This is a genomic window from Azospirillum sp. TSH100 (assembly GCF_004923295.1).
In the GTDB taxonomy this organism is placed as follows: Bacteria; Pseudomonadota; Alphaproteobacteria; order Azospirillales; family Azospirillaceae; genus Azospirillum.
The window spans coordinates 316,455-335,794 of record NZ_CP039637.1; the positions used below are offsets into that span (position 1 = coordinate 316,455).

Below are 19,340 nucleotides of genomic sequence, written 5' to 3' on the forward strand. Positions count from 1 at the left end.
GTCCGTGGAAGAAATCTAATTCGCGTAAGGGACAACGGATGGCCCGGGGAGTTGCCGAGCCTTGGACGGAACCGCCTGACCATCCGCTGGCCACCGCTCCTGACGGCACGCTCGGCGCCGAAACGTCGGCGGACACCCTGACCATCAGGGACGGCGGGGTGGAATGGACTCTTGCTGCCGATGACGTGCTGTTCGTCGCCGAGCCTTCGGTCAGCCTGACGCCCATTCCCCATGCTCCCGCGACGGTTCGCGGGCTTGCCTGCATCGAAGGCCGGCCCTTTGCTGTCGTGGACTGCGCCGTGGAGCCCGCCGCTGATTCGGGAGCGCGGAGGCCAGGCGGCGCCCTGCTCGTGGTTGCCTCCGGTGACGGCGGTGTCGCGCTGCGCGTCGATGCGGTGACGCGCAAGGGCGGGGCTGTGCCGGCGACGGGTGCCGGTCCGGATGTCCTTGCTCATCTGGCTCCCTGGGTGTCGCCGGCCGCCGGGCGCAGGACCCTCGTGGCGCCTCTCCCGATAATGACAGCGGTTTCCCTGCTTTTCGTCAGTTGCGGTTCCGTGACCGCCGCGCTCTCCGTGACCACTCCCGATGCCGGACCATTTGACGCGCGATCGGGAGTGACCATCGAGCGTGTCGGGCTTGTTGCGTGTCGGCTGCCTTTGCGGGCGGATGGCGTCGATGCGCTGGTGAGGGTTGACGATTTTCTGCTGCCGGCCCGCAGCCTGGCCGACGTCCTTCCGATTCCGCCGCTAGAGCGGAAGGAGGGGACTGGCGAACGCTGGGCGGTGGTGCTGGCCTTCAGCGGGCAGCGCGCCGCGGTGCTGGTCGACCGGGTTGTCGAGGTGACGCCCTGCGATCCGCGGCAGATCGTCGCGATAACTCTGCCGGGAGGCGCGTCGCAGCTGTGGCTCGACCGGCCCGGCATGCCGCCCGTGCCGATGATCGACGCAGCCGCCCTGTTCGGCTGGCCGGCCGGCGACGCTGCCGCGATATCATGCGCGCCGTCCGCTGTGACGGATGATGGACAGGTGGAGCCGGTGCTGACCGTCCAGGCGGCGGATGTCGGGCTGGCTCTGCCGCTGGCCCTGATCGACCGGGTGCTGGAGCCCGACAGCGCGCCGGTTTCGGAGCGGACACCGGGTGCCCTTCCCGTTTTCGATGCCGCCGTAGCGCTGGGGCGGCGGTCCGCGGTGCAATGCGGGAGGCTGATCCGGGTGAGGCCGGAGGGTGCTCCCCCCTTCGTCCTGTCCGTCGACCGGACGTCGGTGATCGCGGAACCGGAAGCGCCCTGGCTTGAGGCGCATCCGCTGCCGCCGCTGGCCACATTGATCTTCGACGCCGTCGGCCTTGCCGCCGGGCTGCAGGAGGAGAGCAGCCGCTGGCTCTACCGCCTGCGCAGCCACCTGCCACCGCCCTCGGCTTTGCCCATGCCGGTGCGACGATGTCTCGCCGCCTCTCGTCTGGGTTGGGTCGTCCCCGACACGATGCCCGAAACCGGTTCCGTCTGAGTCCGTCATTTTCGAACCACATCAGGATGCTTGCCGATCATGAGCATTAAAACCAAACTTCGGCTGGCTTTCGCATTCCTCATCGGCATCTTCATCGCCTTCGGATTCATCGTGCTTCAGGTCCTGTCTGCGGTTTCGGCCGACAGCAGCCTGATCGCAAACGACATCCTGACCGCGGTCCGGACGACCTATGCCATCGACGTCGCCACAAGCGATTACCGCGCCGCGGAATTGTTGCATGTGCTGAGCAAGGACTCAGGCAGCATGGACGCCTATGAGAAGACGATGGAGCACCTGAAGGGTGAAATCGCTGCCCGTCGTGCCGAGTACGAGGCGCTGGTCGACACTCCCGAAGAGCGTCAGCGCTATGACAGCTTCGCCCGCAGCTATGCCGCCTATCTGGCCGGCAGTGAAAAGATGATCGCCCTGTCGCGGCAGGATCAGGTCGCCGATGCGACGGCAATGGTCAAACAATCGGCCCTTCTCTTCGAGTCGCTGAGCAAGGATCTGGAGGAGCTTGTCCATCTCGCGACCGCGCAGGCGGCCCAGGCCAACGGCAACAGCGATAAGCTGATCGGCAACAGCCGCACCCTGATCCTGGCGGGGCTGGCGCTCGTCCTCGTCTTCGGTGGCATCTGCCTGTGGGCGGTGGACAATGGCATCGGCCGCCCCATTGCCGCCATGACCGGAACGTTGAACCGGTTGTCGGAAGGCGATTTCACGCCGACCGCGGCACCGGTGGAGCGGGCCGACGACATCGGACAGATGGCCCGCGCGGTGGAATCGACGGGCATGGCTGTGCGGGCGCTCGCCAGCGATCTCGGCGAACTTGTCGAGGCGGCGCATGGCGGCATGCTGTCCACCCGGGTCGACGTGATCGGCCATGGCGGCGACTACGCTACCCTGGTCAAGGGCATGAACGAGTTGATCGAGGGGCTGACCCGTCCGCTGTTCGAGGTGGTGGAGGTCATGCAGATGCTGGCCGCCGGCGACCTGCGCGGCCGGATGACCGGCGCCTATGAAGGCGACCTGCGTGCGCTGAAGGCCAATCTGAACCGCAGCCTGGACACGCTGGTGACCCTTTTGAGCGAGGTCGGGGCGATCAGCGCCGCAGTGGCCCAGGGCGACCTGACCCGCACGGTGGCCGGAACCTATCAGGGCGAGTATGCGCGGCTGAAATCCGACCTGAACCAGGCGGTGGAACATCTGCGCGCCCTTGTCGGCGACATCGCCGGCGACACCGAACAGACCGCCGCCGCGGTCACCCAGACCATCGCCGCCGCCCGGCAGGTGGCCGACCTGTCGGCCAACCAACTCGGCACGCTGACCACCGTCGCCGCCGGGATCGGTCAGACCGCGATGGCAGTCGACACCATCGCTCACAATGCCGAACGTGGCAGCGAGCTGGCCACGCGGACGACCGCCTTTGCCGAGGACGGGCGGACGCGCCTCGTCCGGCTTGCCGAATCGGTGGAGCGGATCGCCGGCGCGCATGAGCGCATCGAGCAGATAACCGGCAAGATCGCCCGCATTTCCGACAAGACGCATATCCTCTCACTGAATGCCGGCATCGAGGCTGCACGGGCCGGGCAGGAGGGACGGGGCTTCGGCATCGTCGCCCAGCAGATCGGCCGTCTTGCCGAAGAAGCCGCCGTCGCCGCCCAGGATATCGAGCTGATCATCGCCGAATCGACGCAGTTGGTCCGCTCCGGCGTCGCCGTGACCGGCGAAGCCCGCACCGCCATCGAACGGATCGCCGAGGCGGCGCAGGATAGCAGCGGTGTGGTGCAGGCGATCTCCGCCGCGATCACCCAGCAGTCGGCGGCGGTCAAGGACCTGCACGAGCGCGTGTCGTCGCTGCGCGCCAGCAGCCAGGGCAATGCCAGTGCCGCCGAAGAGATTTGCGCCACCATGGAGGATCTGGCGCGCATGATCCACCGGACCCGCGACCAGATCAGCCGCTTTGTCCTCGTTTCCTCGGAGTCGCGCGCCTCATGCCCGCCCCTTTCCTCCGCAAGCTCAGCAAACTCCTGACGCCGCTCGCCGGCAGCCTCGCGCTGGCCGGTGCGCTGTATCTGGCGGGCAACACCTATCAGAAGGCCGGTGCAGAAGCGCTGGAGATGGTGTTCCGGGTTCTGGCCTACGCGCTGAACATCGGCCTGATCCTGTTCGCCGCCCAGTTCGTGCACCGGCTGGTCCAGATCGTGCTGCTGGAAGGGCTGGTCGGCTCGGCGCTGGGCGAGCCGGTGCCACGGCTTCTGGTGCAGCTTTCCGGTCTGGTGGTCTTCTCCATCGCCTTCGCCGCCATCGCCGGCTATGTCTTCAAGCAGGATCTGACCGTGCTGTGGGCGGCGTCGGGCGTGCTCGGCGTGGTGCTGGGCATGGCGGTGCGCGAACCGCTGCTGGACATCTGCAGCGGTCTGGCGCTGAACCTCGACCGGCCGATCCGCATCGGCGAGCATATCCGCCTGCATAAGGTCGGCGATAACACCATCGAGGGGCGCGTTCAGGAGATCAGCTGGCGCAGCACGCGTCTTAAGGACGATTGCGGCAATATCGTCGTGGTGCCGAACAGCCGGATCGCCGCCTCCACCATCACCAACCATTCCCGCCCCAGTCCCTTCCTGGAATTCATGACCTCCATCGTCATGGATGCCACCGTACCGGCCGAGCGTGTGCTGCGCATCCTGGAGGCGGCGGCGCTGGAGGCATCGGCGGCGTTCACGGTGGCGGGCGCCGGCAAACCGTACGCGCGTGTACGTTCCGTTACCCTCAATGGTGTTGAGTATGGGATCTTTTTCGACACTCCGGTCGAATTGCGGTTCCGTGCCCGCAGCATGGTGCTGCAAAAGGTGCTGGAGCATCTGAACGCAGCCGGCCTGCGACCCGCTTGGCCGAAGGGGGAGCGCGCACCGGGCGATCCGGCGGCTGCGGAATGGCGGACTGTGGAACTGCCCGTGATCATGCAGGCAATGGCGGCGACGCCGCTGCTTGGCGACATGCCGGCCGACGATCTGGAGGTTCTGGCGGAAGAGACCCGCCTGCGCCGGATGACCGCGGGCACCACGCTGGTCCAGGCTGGCGAGGCCGCGATGGCCGCCTATGTCGTGCTGGAGGGGCTCCTGGCGGCCGAGCCGGCGCGCGGTCGGAGTGGCCAGCAGGAGACCGCCCGCAACATCGGCCCGGGCGGGGTGATCGGGGCGACGGCTCTGCTCCAGGGCGCCATTCATGGCGAGACGGTGCGCTGCAGCACCGGCGTGCTGCTGGTCGAGGTGACCTTGGATGCGGTCCGCGCGATGGCGATGCACCGGCCCGAATCGGCGGAACTGCTGAGCCGGCGCGTTGCGGCGCAGGTGGTCTCGGACCTGCGCGCCCGCAATGGCGGACGGGCGAGTTTCGCCGATGAGGCGGATCTCGCCGCCGATGTGCTCGCCCACATCCGCCGTGCCGCCGGGCTGCTCCACGTTGGTACGACCTGAGGCTTCAGCGGTTCGGGCGACAGAGTGCCGTGTGGGGCAGGAGTGACGCCCGCCCAGGGCGAGCGCTTTCTGTCCAGCTGTTCGCGCGATAGGCATAAGAGTGAATTATCAATGGCTTAACGCTGTGCTGCGAGTCCCCGCGTTGGTCCCGTATATGCGAATCTGCTAAAACCTCAGGCTGTGGCAACAAATGGCAAAGAGGAATATTGTTATCTACCACTTTCTGGTATCGTCCTTTCGGTATGCGTTGTGGTTCGTCAGTTCAGAAGAGGCTTCATGAAACCGAAAGGTCGGTGGGCTGCTGCCCTGCTGCATGCTTTGGCGCTCCTGACCGGCGCCGTAATGATGCCGTCGGCGGCATCCGCCCTGGCTGTCGGGGATACCGTTTCCGGCCGGTTCGAGCTGGGTGAGAAACAGATCCCGTTGCCTGCGGGCAAATGGACGGTCGCCGGCCTCGGAAACCAGAATTTCTCGATGCCGGAGGTCGGCGCCTTCGGCACCATCCGTTCGGCGGTCCTGATGATGACGCGCGACAGCAGCGTCGTCGCGGTGCTGGAGGTCAACGCCAATGCGTTGCCCAGCACAGATGGCTGGGGGCGCACCAAGGCCTGTGCTCCGGCGGAAAACCAGCTGATGCTGATCGACCGCTACCGCACGGGCTGGGAAACCTCCTGCCAGTTCCTGCGCGCGACCCGGTTCGATGCCGGCACCGCCGGACCGGAGGCATGGGAGAAGGCCCGCGCCTTTGCCGGAAAGGAAAAGCTGACCATGCCGCAGGTCTGGCTAACCGCCGGTTTCCGGGTCAGCGACCGCCATGACCTGATCGACGCGCGCTATCACATCAACCCCACTCTGCTGCTGGGGCCCGCCGCCTTGCAGTTGACCCAGCTGAGCGACTGGACCGGCGAGGCTGCCAAGGCTGATCCGCTGCGCCAGGGGGCGGTGCGGGCGGTTGCCGCCTGGGGATCGGGCTTCGATGCCTGGATTGAGCGCGGCCTGCGCAACCGCATGGCCGAGGATCCCGGTCCGCTCCCCGAACTGGTGGCGGCCACGCCATCCTATGCCGACCTGAAGCTGCGGGAACTCGACCGTCTCCATCAGGAGGGCCGCATCGACGACGCCACCTACAAGGCGCAGGTCGATCGGGCAAAGGCCGAGGTGCCGGAGTTCAAGCCGAACACCTCACTGCTCTCGAATTCCGTCCGCAAGAACATTTCGTTCCGGTCGATCGGCACCATCGTCGACTATGGCATCGCCTATCTGGTGACGGCCAACAATGCCGTGTCCTGGGGCATCGCGCTGACGCTGAATGCCACCGATTCGGTCTGGTTCGTTCTGAATGATCAATATTGGGATGATTATTACGCCCGGCTGAATACGCATGATGCCGAGCGGTTGGTCGATTTCACCTATATTGGCGATTATGTGGCTGCGGAGGCGCGACTCTAATGGCTGGCCTTTCGATGCTTTCGGGGCTGAAGGCCCGCACCCTGCTGTTGCTGCTGGGCATTGCCTTGACTGGGACCATGGCCGGAGCGGCGCATGCCGGGGGGGTGCTGAAGCCGGGAACCGCGGTCGAGCGTATTCTGGAGGTCGACGGCAAACGGCTGCCGCTGCCCGAGGGGCGCTGGGTGGTCGCCGGTGACGGCGACAGCGGGTGGGATGATCCCCGCATGGGTGCCTATGGCTATCTGCGCTCGCTGGTCCTGTTCCGGATCGTCGAGAACAAGCTGGACGCCGTGCTGGAGCTGAACACCAACGTTCTGCCGGCGACCGATGGATGGGGCATGGCGGCCAACTGTGCCCGCACCGATCTGGTGCTGGCGGTTTCCCGCTACCGCGCCGGCTGGGACGGCTCCTGCTTCTTCGTCACCCACACGCTGGCCAACAAGGACGAGAATCCGGTCTGGGCCAAGGCACGCAGTTTCGCCGCCACCCAGGGCTGGAAGATTCCGGGCGTGCTGGTCACCGCCGGATTCCGCGCCGCCAACCGGTCGGATGTCATCGACGCCCGCTTCCATTTCGTGCCGGAAACCCGCGGCCTGCCGGCCGAGATCGCCGGACGCTGGAAGGATTCCGGCTGGATGTCCAGCAAGCTTGACGAGAGCCGCGACCGGTCGGCCTTCGCGCAGGGCGTCAGCAATTGGGCGGTCGGCTATGCCGGCGTCGTCGATGCCGCCCTGAAGGGCCGCGTAGACGGCACCGTCGCGATCCCGATGCCGGATCCGACCCGCAAGAGCGCCACCGACGACAGCATCGCCCGTCACATGGCGGCGCTGGAACTGATGCGCCAGTCCGGTCAGATCTCGCAGAAGGAGTTCGAGGCGCAGTCGGAAACCCTGCTGGAGAATGGCACGGGGTCGAGCAGCACCGCCCCCGACCTGTCGGTGATCACGGCGGTGAAGGCCTTCTCGTATCGGGTGATCGTGTCGGTTTCCCACATCTTCGTCGATTACTATTGGACCGGCAGCTATGTTGCGACCGGCGCGTTGGAGGTTCTCCAGATCACCATCAACAGCGCGAAGTTTTACATGCATGAGCTGGGCTGGGCCAAGCTGATGGGCGTGCCGCGGACCGACGCCGCGCGCATCGTCGATTTCCGATATCTCGGGTCCAACGTCTGAGGGCCTCGACACGAAGGCTTAAGGCTTTCAACGCAAAACTGTCCAAACGCAGGCCGCATCCGACGCACTGACGGATGCGGCACAGAGGCAAGGAAAGGAAACCGGTTCATGAGGGCACGCACGCTCGCCATCGTCGCCATGTCGCTGACCCTTGCCACCGCCCCGGTGTTGTCCGGTTCGGCCTTTGCGCAGACGCAGACCCAGCCGCCGATCAAGGGGCAGGTGCAGGCCCAGCCAGCCAGCGTCAGCGGTACCATTGCGGCCCTGCTGCCGGTGTCGCTGTGGACCATCACCGGTGCCGTCATCGGCGCCGTCGCTTGGCCTGGCTTGGCGGCCGGGACCCTCACCATCACCCCGATCACCTCGACCGCCGCGCTGTGGAACACCGGTGCCGCGGTTGGTGCGGTGGCCGGTGGCGCCGGTTATCTGGCGACCCGATAGGAGTTCCTGCCATGATGATGGCCCGCTGTATCCGACGCCTGACCGTTGCGGCAGTCTTGGCGTCCGCGGCGATCTCGTTCGAGGCCGCCGCGGCTCCGCCGGCACCCCCACCGCCGCCGGAAACGCCCCTCGTCGCGCAGATCCTGCCGGTGGCTGCCGGGGCTCTGGTGGGTACGGCCGTGGGCTTCTTCATCGTGCCGGTCCTGGTGCCGAGCGTGGCCGTGGTCGCCACCGCCGGGCCGCCGACCAGCCCCATGTTCGGTGCCATCGGCGCCGGGTTGGGTGCGCTGATCGGGGTGACGCAGGCACCGAAGTAAAGTGCGACGTAAACTGTAAAGTAACCCGGTTCCGCCTATTCTGCCGATCCAAGCCCGCGATAAGGGAGCTTCGAACATCATGGAACCCACGACCTTGACGGTGCTTGTCGTCACGGCTTCGATCCTGGGCAGTGTGGCGGTGGACGTGGGAGTGAACACGGTCCAGAACTGGTACGACACCTTTTACCAGGATGCCTTCTGGGGCAATCGGAAGAACAGCCCGGAACTGGAGGCCCAGCTTGCCAAGGAAGAGGCGGAGATCAACCGCCTGATCCGCGAGAGCGATGCCGTGAATGGCGCGGTCCCCCGGCTATGAGTGTTCGCGTGCTTTCCCGTCCGGTTGTGGTCGCCGTTACCCTGATGGCTGCTCTGCCAGTCGTTGCCGTGTCTCTCACGACCACGGCCTTGGCGCAGGAGGCGTTGCGCATCACGCCGCTGGATGCCGAATTCCAGGTGGTCGGCCGCACCAATGTGCGGGAACAGCCGTCGACGAGATCGGCCCGGATCGATCTGATCGACGGCGGCACGCGTCTGCGTGTCAGCGGCAAGGTTGCCGATTCCCCCTGGTATGCGGTGACCACCGCCAGCGGGCGCGTGGGGTTCATAGCAGCGGAGCAGTTGCGTCCGGTGGCATCTCCTTCCCCTGCCGCTTCCCCATCCCCCGTTTCATCTCCCGCCGCTGCTTCGGCGCCTGATCCGGCTGCTCCGTCGACTCCTCCGTTGCCGGAGCTTCTGGAGCGGCTTGACCGCATGCAGGCGACGCTGAACGCCATCGACCAGCGCCTCGCCGCGGCGAAGACCGAAGCAGCGCCGGATGCCCCGACCGCAGGCCTGCTGGACGGGCTGGCGAAGCTGCAGGAGGAGTTGGCCGCTCAAATCCGTGAACAGCGTGACGGGTTCGGTCAGCTCGGCTCCCGTATTGATAGCATGGAGATGTCGGTGCAGCCGGCGGTGGACTGGGCCAAGCAGGTGCGCGACAAGGCGGCGCCGGTGGCCGAGGAGGCGCAGGGATGGATGGCCTCGACCTGGGGCACGGTCTACAACTGGGTCACCAGCTGGTGGCCCTGGACCACGCGTCCGGCAGCCGCGCCGCCCCCGGCGTAACGACGCGCCGCACTGTCAGTCCGCCGGAACCGGATTGGCAATCAGGCTGCGGCGGGTGAGGACCAGCCAGAGAGGGTACCCGAGCAAGGCCAGTGTCAACGCCTGCTTCAGCCACATCTGGGTGGGTCGGTAAAGCCAGCCGCCGTAAAAATGCAGCCCCAGTCCCGCCACCGCGAGGCCGAGCAGCATCGGCACGGCGCCGGCACGCGGGCGGCGATGCTCAACCAGAGCGGCCAGTGTGGTCAGCACGGCGATGCTGAGGTAGGAGCCCTCCTCCGTCCGCGGGTTGAACAGCACCAGGTACCAGGCGCCCAGCATCAGCGTGACGATCATGCCCGTTACGTGATCGAGCCGCCGTACCGCCATCCAGGCGATTCCGACAACCATAAGGGCGACGGAAAGGCGCAGCGCCGTCATGGTGGCGTAGGCGGGCTGCACCCCGGCTTCAACCAGCAGGCGGGTCAGGTCGAACCAGCGCCCGCTGTCGGGAGCGGCGGCGGTGAAGAGCTTGCCGAACATCGCCGCGTATTGCCCGGCGACATAGGCGGGATCAGGGTGCAGGAATGGTGCGGCGGCGGCGATCAGCAGGCCGATGCCCAACGGCCGGCGCACACCCGGCCGCACCGCGGCGAACAGCAGGGCCGGCACCAGCGCCAGGGGCTTAAGAGCCACCGCCAGCGCCAGCATCATCGCACCGCGCCGGTCGCGCCCGCGCGCCAGATCGACCGCAGCGTGCAGGACCACCGACATCATCATCAGTTCGCACTGGCCGCGCAGGACGTTGATCGAGGCGGTTGGGATCGCCGCCACCAGCACCCAGCCAGCCAGTGTCCGTCCCATATTGGGATGCAGCAGCAGTGCCACCCGGTAAACGGCACCGGAAAACACCCCGACCATCGCCAGCCGCCAGATCTGGTCGCCCAACCCGAGCGGCAGCGCGGCGAGCGGACCCAGCAGAACCGCGCTCGACGGGAAATACAGGAAACCGTGGATGCCCTCGGTGTAGACGGGAACCGCTGACCACCAGTCGATCACGGCGTTCCGATAGATGTGGGTGATCGGACGCTCCGGCCGGATGATGGCCAGCACCGCCATTGCGACCACGAACAGACACCAGATCACAACCGCCCAGGCGCTGGCATCGCCACGCCGCCTCTCTCCGCCGTGCAAGACGCGCGACAGAAGAATTCCATTCGAGTTCATAAAATTACCGGACCCCAATCCAACGCCCGGCGTCGCTGTTTATCCGGATTTGCCGAAACTTAGAAATTAAAAGGAATTCATTATGGAGTATGAATTGTTCAGGGCTTTTGCATTTACCGTCGGCGCTCGCCAAAAAAAAGCCCGCTCTCCATAGGGAGAGCGGGCTTCCCGTAGACTGCGGTCCTTCATAGTCTGCGGGTCAAGCGGTGGCCAGCAGGGAGTCTTCCGGCATGGGGGCCGCGTCGCAGGCGGTCCATTGCAGGGATTGCACATAGCGGCTTGCAATGCGGCCCTGCTCGTTCAGCCGGAACAGGTGCAGCCATCCATTGTCGAACAGCGCGCGGAGATCGGGATGGCGGGCCAGGACGTCGTTGATCGCCTCCTGCGGCGCCTCGACCACAACGGAAAGCCGCAGCGGTTCGTGCATGTAACGTTCGCCGTCATGGACCGATTGCCAGGGCAGGCCGACACGCAGGAGCCCGCCGTTGCCTTCCACCACGCCGATGCCACCGGTGACGTTGTGCAGCAGCTTGTTCCCGGCGCCGAACACCGTCGGCGCGACGGTGGAGCCGTAATATTGCAGGCTGATCCAGCTTGCCACAACCACCGGCGCTGTCAGGATCAGTTCCAGTACCCGGAAGCCGTCGTCCTGCCGCCAGTCGTAGCTGTGCAGGAAACTGGTGCCGTGCAGGTCCCGGCCAGCGGTGCGGCTCCGCGGCGCCGCGACGAAGGCCCGGCAGCCGGCAAGGCCCCATTCCGGCCGGACTTCTGCCCAGTCGCGGCTGCGCCGGGTGATGTCGTCCACTCCTTCGGCCCGCGGCAGGCGCAGCGCCCGTTCGCCGCGGGTGATGGCTCCGGCCGCGGCGAGCCAGCCCCGTACCTGCTCCAACTCGGCGGCATGGGCGGGGGATGGAAGGTCGGCGTCGTACAGCGTCACCGCGTCGGTGGTGGTGTCGTGCAGGGCGCCGATGAACAGCGTGTCGGGCGGGATAATGATGCCCTGGTCGGCAAGGGCGCTCCGCACCTCCGGATCGTTCAGCAGGCCGGCGAGCAGCCGGGCGTTGACTTCTCCCGAATAGCCGCCGCAGGCACCGCATTGCAGAGCGCTGGCGTGCGGGTTGTTGACGGTGGTGGCGCCATGGCCGGCCAGCATGACAATCCGGGCGAAGCCATCGGTCAGCGACATGGCCCGCAGGATGGTCGCGGCCATCGCCGTTCTGTCGACCAGCGGCAGCGCCGGGTCGAGGCGCGGGGCAGGATCCTGCGGCGCCTTGTGGCCGCCCAGCGCGAAGGCGTCGCGCAGCAGCTTGCCGGCATAGACCGGCCCCATCGCTTCGACAAAGGCGAAGGACGACACGGCGGCGAGCTTGAACCGACCCCAGGCCCGCTTCGCCCTTGCGGTCAGGCGGGCCTTGGCATCGTCCGAGCTGTGGTCGTGCCCGCAGTCATGCGCATGCTGATGATGGTGATCGCAATCGGTGGTCCGCGAGGTGGCGGCCGGGTTCAGCAGGACCGGGCAGCGGGCCTCGTCGACATCCGAGGCGAAGCGCCGGTGCGACAGGGCAAGGCCGAAGAAGCCAGCGAAGCCGATGGTCTCGATGCCGGAGCCGGTGGATTCCAGGGCGCGCCGGAACACCTCGGACCGCACGTCGATGCAGAAGGCGGCCTGGAGGATGGGGCGGTCGGCCTGCGGCCTGGCTGCCGGCATCTGCGTGAACTTGTCGGCCAGTACCCGTTGGGCGGCGCGGTCGGCGGCGTCCTGCAGGATGGCGTCGACGATCTGGTCGGGGGTGGGCGTCACCGGCTCGGCATGGGCGGCGCAGACCGCCCGCCAGCGGTCGGCGATCTGCGGTTCATGACGATCGTAGAGTGCCTGTTCCCAGACAAGCCGGATCGCCAGGAAGTCGGTCAGTGTCGTGTCGGAGCCGCCGGCCAGTTCGGCCTGCCACAGCCGGTAGCGGGCGAACTGGGCCCAGCCGCCGAGGCCGGTCAGCAGTTGGTGGAAATAGGTCTCGCAGGCGGCGGCCGGCATGTCGAGCCGGGCGATGGCGGCGGCCAGCGCCTGTCCTGCCGTCTCCGGTCCTTCGGCGACCTGGGTGGCGAAGCCGGTCAGGCCGATGATCTCCGGCGTCAGATCGTGGGTGGCGACGGCCCGCCACGCGCCGTAGGCGGATTTCCCCCGCGGGGCTGCCCAGAGTGCTTGCCCGGCGTCGAAGTAGCCGGCGGCCCAGCCGCCGAACCGTTCGGCGATCAGCCCCGGCCAGTCGGTGCCGGCGGCTTCCGCCGCCAGATCGGCGACGGTCGGGAGCGCCTTGGGCGGCGGTTCGGCAGTGATGGCGGCGGCCTTCAGGGCCGCCAGCGAGGCCGGACGCCGGGCATGCGGAGACGCGGACAGTGCGCCGGCGAGGTCGTCGTCGGTGATGGCGCCGGACGCGATCCGCTCCTGATACCACGACCGCGGCATGGTCACCGCGATGCCGGCGACCCGGCCGAGGCGGGCGGCGGTATGGGCAAGGCTTTCGCCGCTCTGTCCGAGGAATGGATTGACGGCGACGCTGGAGGCGAGCGGCCAGACCGGCGGGATCGCATGCACCGCGGCGGCGGCGACAGCGGCAAGGGCGGGGGTGCGGGCCGCGGCTGCGTCGATGGGCTGGGTGATCATGTGGATCGTCCTTCCGGGATCAGGAAATCTTGCGAGCCGACCAGCCACCGAGCAGCCGGTCGAAAACCGCGTTGGCGTAGAGGCCGTTGGACAGATGGACCCGCAGACCGGCGGCGGCCGGGTGATAGGCCCACAGCGGGAACATCGACTGGGCGACGGCGACGAGGCCGAAGCTGACCACCACCAGAACCAGCAGCGCCCATTCCAGCGGGCCGGGGGCCGGCGTTTTCGGCAGCGGGCCGGTCAGTGTCCATTCGGCGACGGTCTGGAGTGCGAAGTAGGCGGTGGAGGCGGCGATGGCGTAGAGCGCGGTGCGCCGGGTCAGAAAGGCCGGAGCGGCGCCGGCCAGACCCTGGGCCAGCAGATAGGCGACGCCGAAGATCAGGATGGCGCCGAGGGCGACGGCTTGCGGCGGCTTGGCGGCGAAGCCGAAGATGGCGCCCACCACCGCGTAGATCGCCAGGGCGGCGACGAAGGCGCGGCCGACGGCGACGCCGTTGGGAATGGCGACCGGACCGGGCCGCCGGATCGCGGCGACACCCTCAACCGCACCGCCGGCCGCCAGAAAGGCATGGGCCTTATAGAAGGAGTGCGCCACGATGTGGAGCAGGGCGAGCGGGAACAGCGCCAGACCGCATTGCAGGACCATGAAGCCCATCTGAGCAACCGTGGACCAGGCGAGCGAGGTCTTGACCGCCGGCTGGGTCAGCATCACCAGACTGCCGAACAGGGCGGTGAAGCCGCCAATCATCACCAGCACCGACAGGACGCCGGGTGACAGCAGCATCACGTCGGCGAAGCGGATCAGCAGGAAACCGCCGCCGTTGATGACGCCGGCATGCAGCAGGGCCGACACTGGCGTCGGCGTCTCCATCACCTCGGTCACCCAGCCATGGGTAGGGAACTGCGCCGACTTCAGGAGGGCGGCCAGAGCGATCAGGCCGGCGGCCCAGGCCGCGACCGAGACCTCCTGGCCGGCACGGGCCATCTCCGTGATGGTGGCGATGTCGGAGCTGCCGTAGCCTACGAGCAGCAGGATCGCGGCGCCGATCAGGGAGGCGTCGCCGATCCGTGCGGTGATCGCCTTCTTGCGCGCTGCCCGCTGTGCGGTTGGCCGGTTCGGGTAGAACAGCAGCAGCCGGTGCAGGAGCAGGCTGGTGGCGATCCAGGCCAGCACGAAATGGGCGAGGTTGCCGGCCTGCACCAGCAGCAGGACCGAGGCCAACGTGGCGCACAGCCAGCCGGTGAAGGTGCCCTGACGGTCCTCGCCATCCAGGTAGGTGGCAGTGTAGCGGACCACGGTCCAGCCGACGAAGGACACCAGGACCAGCATCGTCGCACTCACGGCATCCAGCCGCACGGACAGGCCGATACCCTTCGCGCCGAGCAGCGGGCTGGTGCCGGCACCGGCGACGGCGAGCAGGCCGGCCGACAGCAGGGCGATGACGAAGGCGCTCAGCGCCGCCGCCTCCGCCAGTCGCGGTACGGAACCGGGGCGTCGTCCAGGGGTGTGGAAGCCGGCGAAGGCGGCCAGCAGCAGGGCCACGGGGGCGAGGAGCGGCAGGAGATGAGTGGACAACGCGGTCTCTCCGGAAATGCGTAAGGAGCCTGTCCAGTCGATCTAGCAGCGCCGCCGATCTAAAAAAAATTCATTGTTCTTGGGATATCGTTCGGTAAAATCGAATGATGCGGGATCTGAACTACCATCACCTCTTCTATTTCCGAGCGGTCGCCCATGACGGGAACCTGACCCGCACCGCGGCGCGGCTGAACCTGACCCAGTCGGCGCTGTCGGTGCAGATCCGCAAGCTGGAGGAGCGTCTGGGCCATGATCTGTTCGAGCGGGAGGGCCGGCAGCTCCGCCTGACCGAGGCCGGACGGATCGCGCTCGACCATGCCGATTCGATCTTCGCGCTGGGCGAGGAGCTGGTTGGAACGCTGAAGGACGCCGGCCGGACGCGACGGGCCTTACGGGTGGGGGCGCAGGCGACGCTGTCGCGAAATTTCCAGATCGGCTTTCTGCGTCCGGTGCTGGGGCAGGAGGATGTCGACGTCATCCTGCGTTCGGGCAGTCCGGCGGAGCTGTTGCAGGCTTTGGAGGCGCTCAATCTGGATGTCGTGCTGATGAACCGGGCGCCGGCCGGTGACGCGGCGTCGCCCTTCGTCGCCCACCGTCTGGCGGAACAGCCGGTCAATCTGGTGGGAACGCCGCACCGTGTCGCCGGCGGCGGCACCATCGCGGAACTGCTGACCGGACATCCGGTGATTCTGCCAACCGCAGACAGCAGCGTGCGCACCGCCTTCGATGCGCTTGCCGACCGCATCGGCATCCGCCCGCAGATCGCCGCCGAGGTTGACGACATGGCGATGATGCGTCTGTTGGCCCGCGAGGATGTCGGGCTGGCGGTGCTGCCGCCGATCGTCGTCAAGGATGAGCTGGCCTCCGGCCTGCTGCACGCCGCCGACGTGCTGCCCGGCATCACCGAGACCTTCTATGCCGTCACCGTGCGGCGCCGGTTCCCAAATGCGCTGCTGCGTGCCCTGTTGCAAGCCGGCGGTCCGGCGATGGAGCCGGAGTGACGACCGGTTGGCTTTCCCTGATATGCGATGCGATCCTGGGTCGGATGCCCTGTTCGGGGACCAGGTTTTGTTCATCACGTGGTGCCGTGCGGCGGACTCCGAAGCGGACCTTCCCGTGAGGTTCGGAGAGGCGATGCCGAAAGCGCTGGCCGCGACCGTACCGGAAGCCGGGGATCCCGAGTGTGTCGCCGACACCGCCGTCGGCGTGGTGGTTGATCCGGCCGACGACGGCTCAGCGGTTCGTCACTGTGCCGCCCAGCGCTCCAGAGCGGCGCGGACACGAAGGATGATGGCGGGCCAGTCGCCCGGCCGGTCCTGGCGGAACAGGCGCATGGTCGGATACCAGGGGCTGTCCGACCGGTCGCGCAGCCAGCGCCAGCAGGCATCGTAGCGTGACAGCATCCAGACCGGCCGGCCCAGCGCGCCGGCCAGATGGCACACCGAGGTGTCGACGCTGATGACGAGGTCGAGCTCCGCGACAAAGGCGGCGGTATCCGCGAAATCGCCAACCGCATCCATCCAGTCGACGATGTCGAGGCCGGCCGGTGGCGATTCGGCTGCCGCAGGCCCCTTTTGCAGGCTGTAGAAGCTGACGTTCGGAATGCCGGCCAGCGGAGCCAGCGCGGCAAGCGGCAGGCTTCTCCGCCGGTCGACCATATGAGCCAGGAACTGGTCGTCATGCGCCGAACCGGCCCAGACCAGGCCGACCTTAAGGCGCGGCTCCCCGTCGAGCCTCCGTTTCCAGTTGCCACGATCCTGCGGGGAAGCAAACAGATATGGCACGGCGGCCGGGATGGTCGCCAACGTGGTGCCGAACACCAATGGCAGGCTCAGCAGCGGAATACAGGCATCGCAGACCGGTGGCGGTTCCGTGAGCGACCGGACCGAGGCGATGCCGGGAAGCGCCGACAGCAACCGGACCAGCGATGGTTGCACCATCAGATGGACTTGAGCACCGAGGGCCGCCAGCATCGGGGCATAGCGGACGAAATGCAGCGTATCGCCCTGCCCCTGTTCGGCCACCAGAAGGAATGAGCGTCCCGCCGGGTCGCCGCCCTGCCAGCCTGGAGCGTGGGCGGGATAGATCACGCGCTCCATCCGCCAGCGGGATTCGTAGAGACGCCAGCCATTGGCGAAGTCGCCGTCTGCCAGCAGCACCATGGACAGGTTGAAGCGTGCGACATCGCTTTCGGGGTGGAGCACGATCGCGCGCTCGTTGCCGCGGCGTGCCCGTTCCGCCTGTCCGCTGTCATGTTCGGCCAGCGACAGGTTGATGAGGGCGGTCGGGGAAGCCGGTTGCAGGACCAGAGACCGTCGGGCCAGCGACACCGCCGCAGCGAAATCGCCGCGCAGGGTTGCCAGCAGACTGTCGCCGGCCTCGGCATGTCCTTCCAGCGGAGCCAGCCGGCGCAACCGGTCATGCATCGCCTTGGCCGCGTCGAGCCTGCCCCGCCTGACCAGGAGCCCGGCATGGTTCACATAGCCGGCCGGCCGGTCGGGCGACAGCGCAACCGCGCGCCGCGCACAGGCGAGCGGCAGAGCCGGATCCACCGTTTCATCGAGCCCGCCGGCCAGCGCAAGCCATGCCGGCATATTGTCCGGCGTCAGCCGCACCACCCGATGGAGGATGATCGGCAGCCGTTCCATCGCCCGCCGTTCCAGCAGGATCAAACCAACGATCGACCAGCCTTCGGCAAAGCCCGGATCGAGAGCCAGCGCCCGCATCGATGCCCGCGCTGCCGCCTTGGGGCGGTGGCTTTTGTGCAGCAGAGAGGCCAGTCCGGCCCAGGCCTTCGGATAGGCGGGACGCAGCCGCAGGGCATGATGGTAGGCCCCCGCCGCACCAGTTGCTTGGCCCAAGGCACGCCGCGCTTCGCCGAGGTTGTGCCAGATACTGGCCCGATGCGGTGCCAGTATGGCCGCCGTGGTGAAACAGGATATGGCAAACGCCTCCTGCCCGTCGGCCAGAGCGGCGGCACCCCGGTGGGTGAGGGCAACAGCTTGATCAGCGAAACCAGACGCTGGGGCGGGCATGAAAGAACGTCCTTCGGAAGGCGGCAGGCCGGTGCGGTGTGGCTGTCAAGAGAACTGATGGGTGAGGTCAGGCATCGGCCCGATTCGACGGTACGAAATACAGGATCATCCTAAGGCACGCTACCTCTGGTGGTTTGTTTGCCGATTTTCCTTCAATTATCTTCCATCTTTGGATGTGGGGAAATCGTATGTTTAGGCAAATGTCCCATTTCTTTAATAATTTAACATTACCTTATAACGCATGCTAAGGATTCATCGAGGATGGTGAGCGGCAGACGAGGGAGAGCGTTCGGATGGCAGCCGATGAACAATCCCGGCCTACGCCGGCCCAACCCATGCTGCAAGGCACGCCGAACCTGCCCGACTGGCTGGAAACGGCCGGCTGCGCGATCGCATTTTCCACTTACGAGACGCACAGGCTGTTCTTCCTCGGGCTGGGCGAGGATGGGCGTCTGAAGGCCCATGAGCGGATGGTGCAGCGTTGCCAGGGCCTGTGTGCCGACGGATCCGCGCTGTGGGTCGGCGGACAGTCCCACCTTTGGCGCTTCGCCGACACGCTGCCGCCGTCCGGCCGCACGCCATCGGGCGCGGACCGGCTTTATGTGCCGCGGCTGGGCTACATGACCGGCGATGTCGACATCCACGACATCGCGGTCGGGCAGGATGGCGTGCCGGTCTTCGTCAACACGCGCTTCAGCTGCCTTGCCGTTCCCGACGCCGACCGGGGATTCCGTCCGGTCTGGAAGCCCGCGTTCATTTCCGCCCTGCGCAACGAGGACCGCTGCCATCTGAACGGGCTGGCGCTCGGCAAGGATGGCCGGCCGATCTTCGCGACCGCATTGGGCCGCTGTGACGTCATCGAAGGCTGGCGGGAGCGCCGGATCGACGGCGGCGTGCTGATCGACGTTCCATCGGGCGAGGTCGCCTGCGCCGGGCTGTCGATGCCCCATTCCCCGCGCTGGCACCGCGGCCGGCTGTGGCTGCTCAATTCCGGCAGCGGCGAGCTTGGAACGGTGGACGCGAGCGGCCGATTCGAGCCGGCCTGCTTCTGCCCCGGCTTCGCGCGCGGACTGGCCTTCCATGGCAAATGGGCGGTCGTCGGGCTGTCGCGACCGCGGGGCGACCACGGAACGCTGAGCGCGCTGCCGCTTGAGGCGGCACTGGAACGGGCGGGGGTGTCCGCGCAATGCGGACTGGCCGTGGTGGACATCGACAGCGGAACCGTGGCGCACATGCTGTGGCTCCACCACACCGTGAATGAGCTGTACGACGTCGCCATCCTTCCCGGCGTGCGCCGTGCGGAGGCGGTGGGGCTGCTCGACGCGCGGGCGCTGGCCGAAGCGGTGGCCATTCCAACAGAGATTCCGAATTGACCGGACGCCTGATGGCGG

Annotated in this window: 15 protein-coding genes; 11 read left to right on the forward strand and 4 right to left on the reverse strand. The window is 67.2% G+C overall.

Annotation, left to right across the window (positions count from 1 at the left end; all coding sequences use genetic code 11):
* The first annotated feature begins 38 nt into the window (after positions 1-38).
* The 9 genes from E6C72_RS23065 (at position 39) to E6C72_RS23105 (ending at position 9,470) form a co-directional block, all read left to right on the forward strand.
* On the forward strand, positions 39-1,505 hold the full coding sequence (locus E6C72_RS23065; RefSeq protein WP_109084496.1) for a chemotaxis protein CheW: 1,467 nt from the start codon (positions 39-41) through the stop codon (positions 1,503-1,505).
* 39 nt (positions 1,506-1,544) lie between these two features.
* Positions 1,545-3,539, forward strand: a complete 1,995-nt coding sequence (locus E6C72_RS23070; protein ID WP_109084497.1) for a methyl-accepting chemotaxis protein — start codon at positions 1,545-1,547, stop codon at positions 3,537-3,539.
* Positions 3,500-4,984: a mechanosensitive ion channel domain-containing protein gene (locus E6C72_RS23075; protein WP_109084498.1), complete on the forward strand. Its 1,485-nt coding sequence runs from the start codon at positions 3,500-3,502 to the stop codon at positions 4,982-4,984. Before E6C72_RS23070 ends, E6C72_RS23075 begins: the two co-directional genes overlap by 40 nt.
* A gap of 276 nt (positions 4,985-5,260) precedes the next feature.
* Complete coding sequence (locus tag E6C72_RS23080; RefSeq protein ID WP_109084499.1) at positions 5,261-6,433, forward strand: DUF2061 domain-containing protein; 1,173 nt, start codon at positions 5,261-5,263, stop codon at positions 6,431-6,433.
* On the forward strand, positions 6,433-7,608 hold the full coding sequence (locus E6C72_RS23085; RefSeq protein WP_109084500.1) for a DUF2061 domain-containing protein: 1,176 nt from the start codon (positions 6,433-6,435) through the stop codon (positions 7,606-7,608). Before E6C72_RS23080 ends, E6C72_RS23085 begins: the two co-directional genes overlap by 1 nt.
* 108 nt (positions 7,609-7,716) lie before the next feature.
* Positions 7,717-8,049 (forward strand): hypothetical protein, encoded by a 333-nt coding sequence (locus tag E6C72_RS23090; protein WP_109084501.1) that lies wholly within the window; start codon positions 7,717-7,719, stop codon positions 8,047-8,049.
* An 11-nt stretch (positions 8,050-8,060) separates the two neighbouring features.
* A complete protein-coding gene (locus E6C72_RS23095; RefSeq protein ID WP_109084502.1) occupies positions 8,061-8,366 on the forward strand; it encodes a hypothetical protein in 306 nt (101 codons plus the stop codon).
* A gap of 79 nt (positions 8,367-8,445) precedes the next feature.
* Positions 8,446-8,682 (forward strand): hypothetical protein, encoded by a 237-nt coding sequence (locus E6C72_RS23100; RefSeq protein ID WP_109084503.1) that lies wholly within the window; start codon positions 8,446-8,448, stop codon positions 8,680-8,682.
* Positions 8,683-8,750: 68 nt separating this feature from the next.
* Complete coding sequence (locus E6C72_RS23105; RefSeq protein ID WP_158280118.1) at positions 8,751-9,470, forward strand: SH3 domain-containing protein; 720 nt, start codon at positions 8,751-8,753, stop codon at positions 9,468-9,470.
* 15 nt (positions 9,471-9,485) lie between these two features.
* On the opposite strand, the gene E6C72_RS23110 is transcribed toward E6C72_RS23105, so the two are convergent.
* The 3 genes from E6C72_RS23110 to E6C72_RS23120 form a co-directional block, all read right to left on the reverse strand.
* A complete protein-coding gene (locus E6C72_RS23110; RefSeq protein ID WP_109084505.1) occupies positions 9,486-10,673 on the reverse strand; it encodes a glycosyltransferase 87 family protein in 1,188 nt (395 codons plus the stop codon).
* A gap of 199 nt (positions 10,674-10,872) precedes the next feature.
* Entirely contained in the window at positions 10,873-13,332 is a 2,460-nt protein-coding gene (locus tag E6C72_RS23115; protein ID WP_371298452.1) for a YbcC family protein, read from the reverse strand.
* Positions 13,333-13,354: 22 nt separating this feature from the next.
* Positions 13,355-14,914 carry a proton-conducting transporter membrane subunit gene (locus E6C72_RS23120; protein WP_109084507.1) on the reverse strand — a complete coding sequence of 520 codons (1,560 nt, stop codon included), beginning with the start codon at positions 14,912-14,914 and terminating at the stop codon, positions 13,355-13,357.
* A 107-nt stretch (positions 14,915-15,021) separates the two neighbouring features.
* On the opposite strand from E6C72_RS23120, the gene E6C72_RS23125 reads away from it, so the two are divergent.
* Positions 15,022-15,915, forward strand: coding sequence for a LysR family transcriptional regulator (locus E6C72_RS23125; protein WP_109084514.1), 894 nt, complete (start codon positions 15,022-15,024; stop codon positions 15,913-15,915).
* Positions 15,916-16,158: 243 nt separating this feature from the next.
* Here E6C72_RS23125 and E6C72_RS23130 read toward each other — a convergent pair whose 3' ends face one another.
* Positions 16,159-17,775 (reverse strand): hypothetical protein, encoded by a 1,617-nt coding sequence (locus E6C72_RS23130; protein ID WP_109084508.1) that lies wholly within the window; start codon positions 17,773-17,775, stop codon positions 16,159-16,161.
* A 467-nt stretch (positions 17,776-18,242) separates the two neighbouring features.
* On the opposite strand from E6C72_RS23130, the gene E6C72_RS23135 reads away from it, so the two are divergent.
* Positions 18,243-19,322, forward strand: a complete 1,080-nt coding sequence (locus E6C72_RS23135; protein ID WP_109084509.1) for a TIGR03032 family protein — start codon at positions 18,243-18,245, stop codon at positions 19,320-19,322.
* Positions 19,323-19,340: the final 18 nt, after the last annotated feature.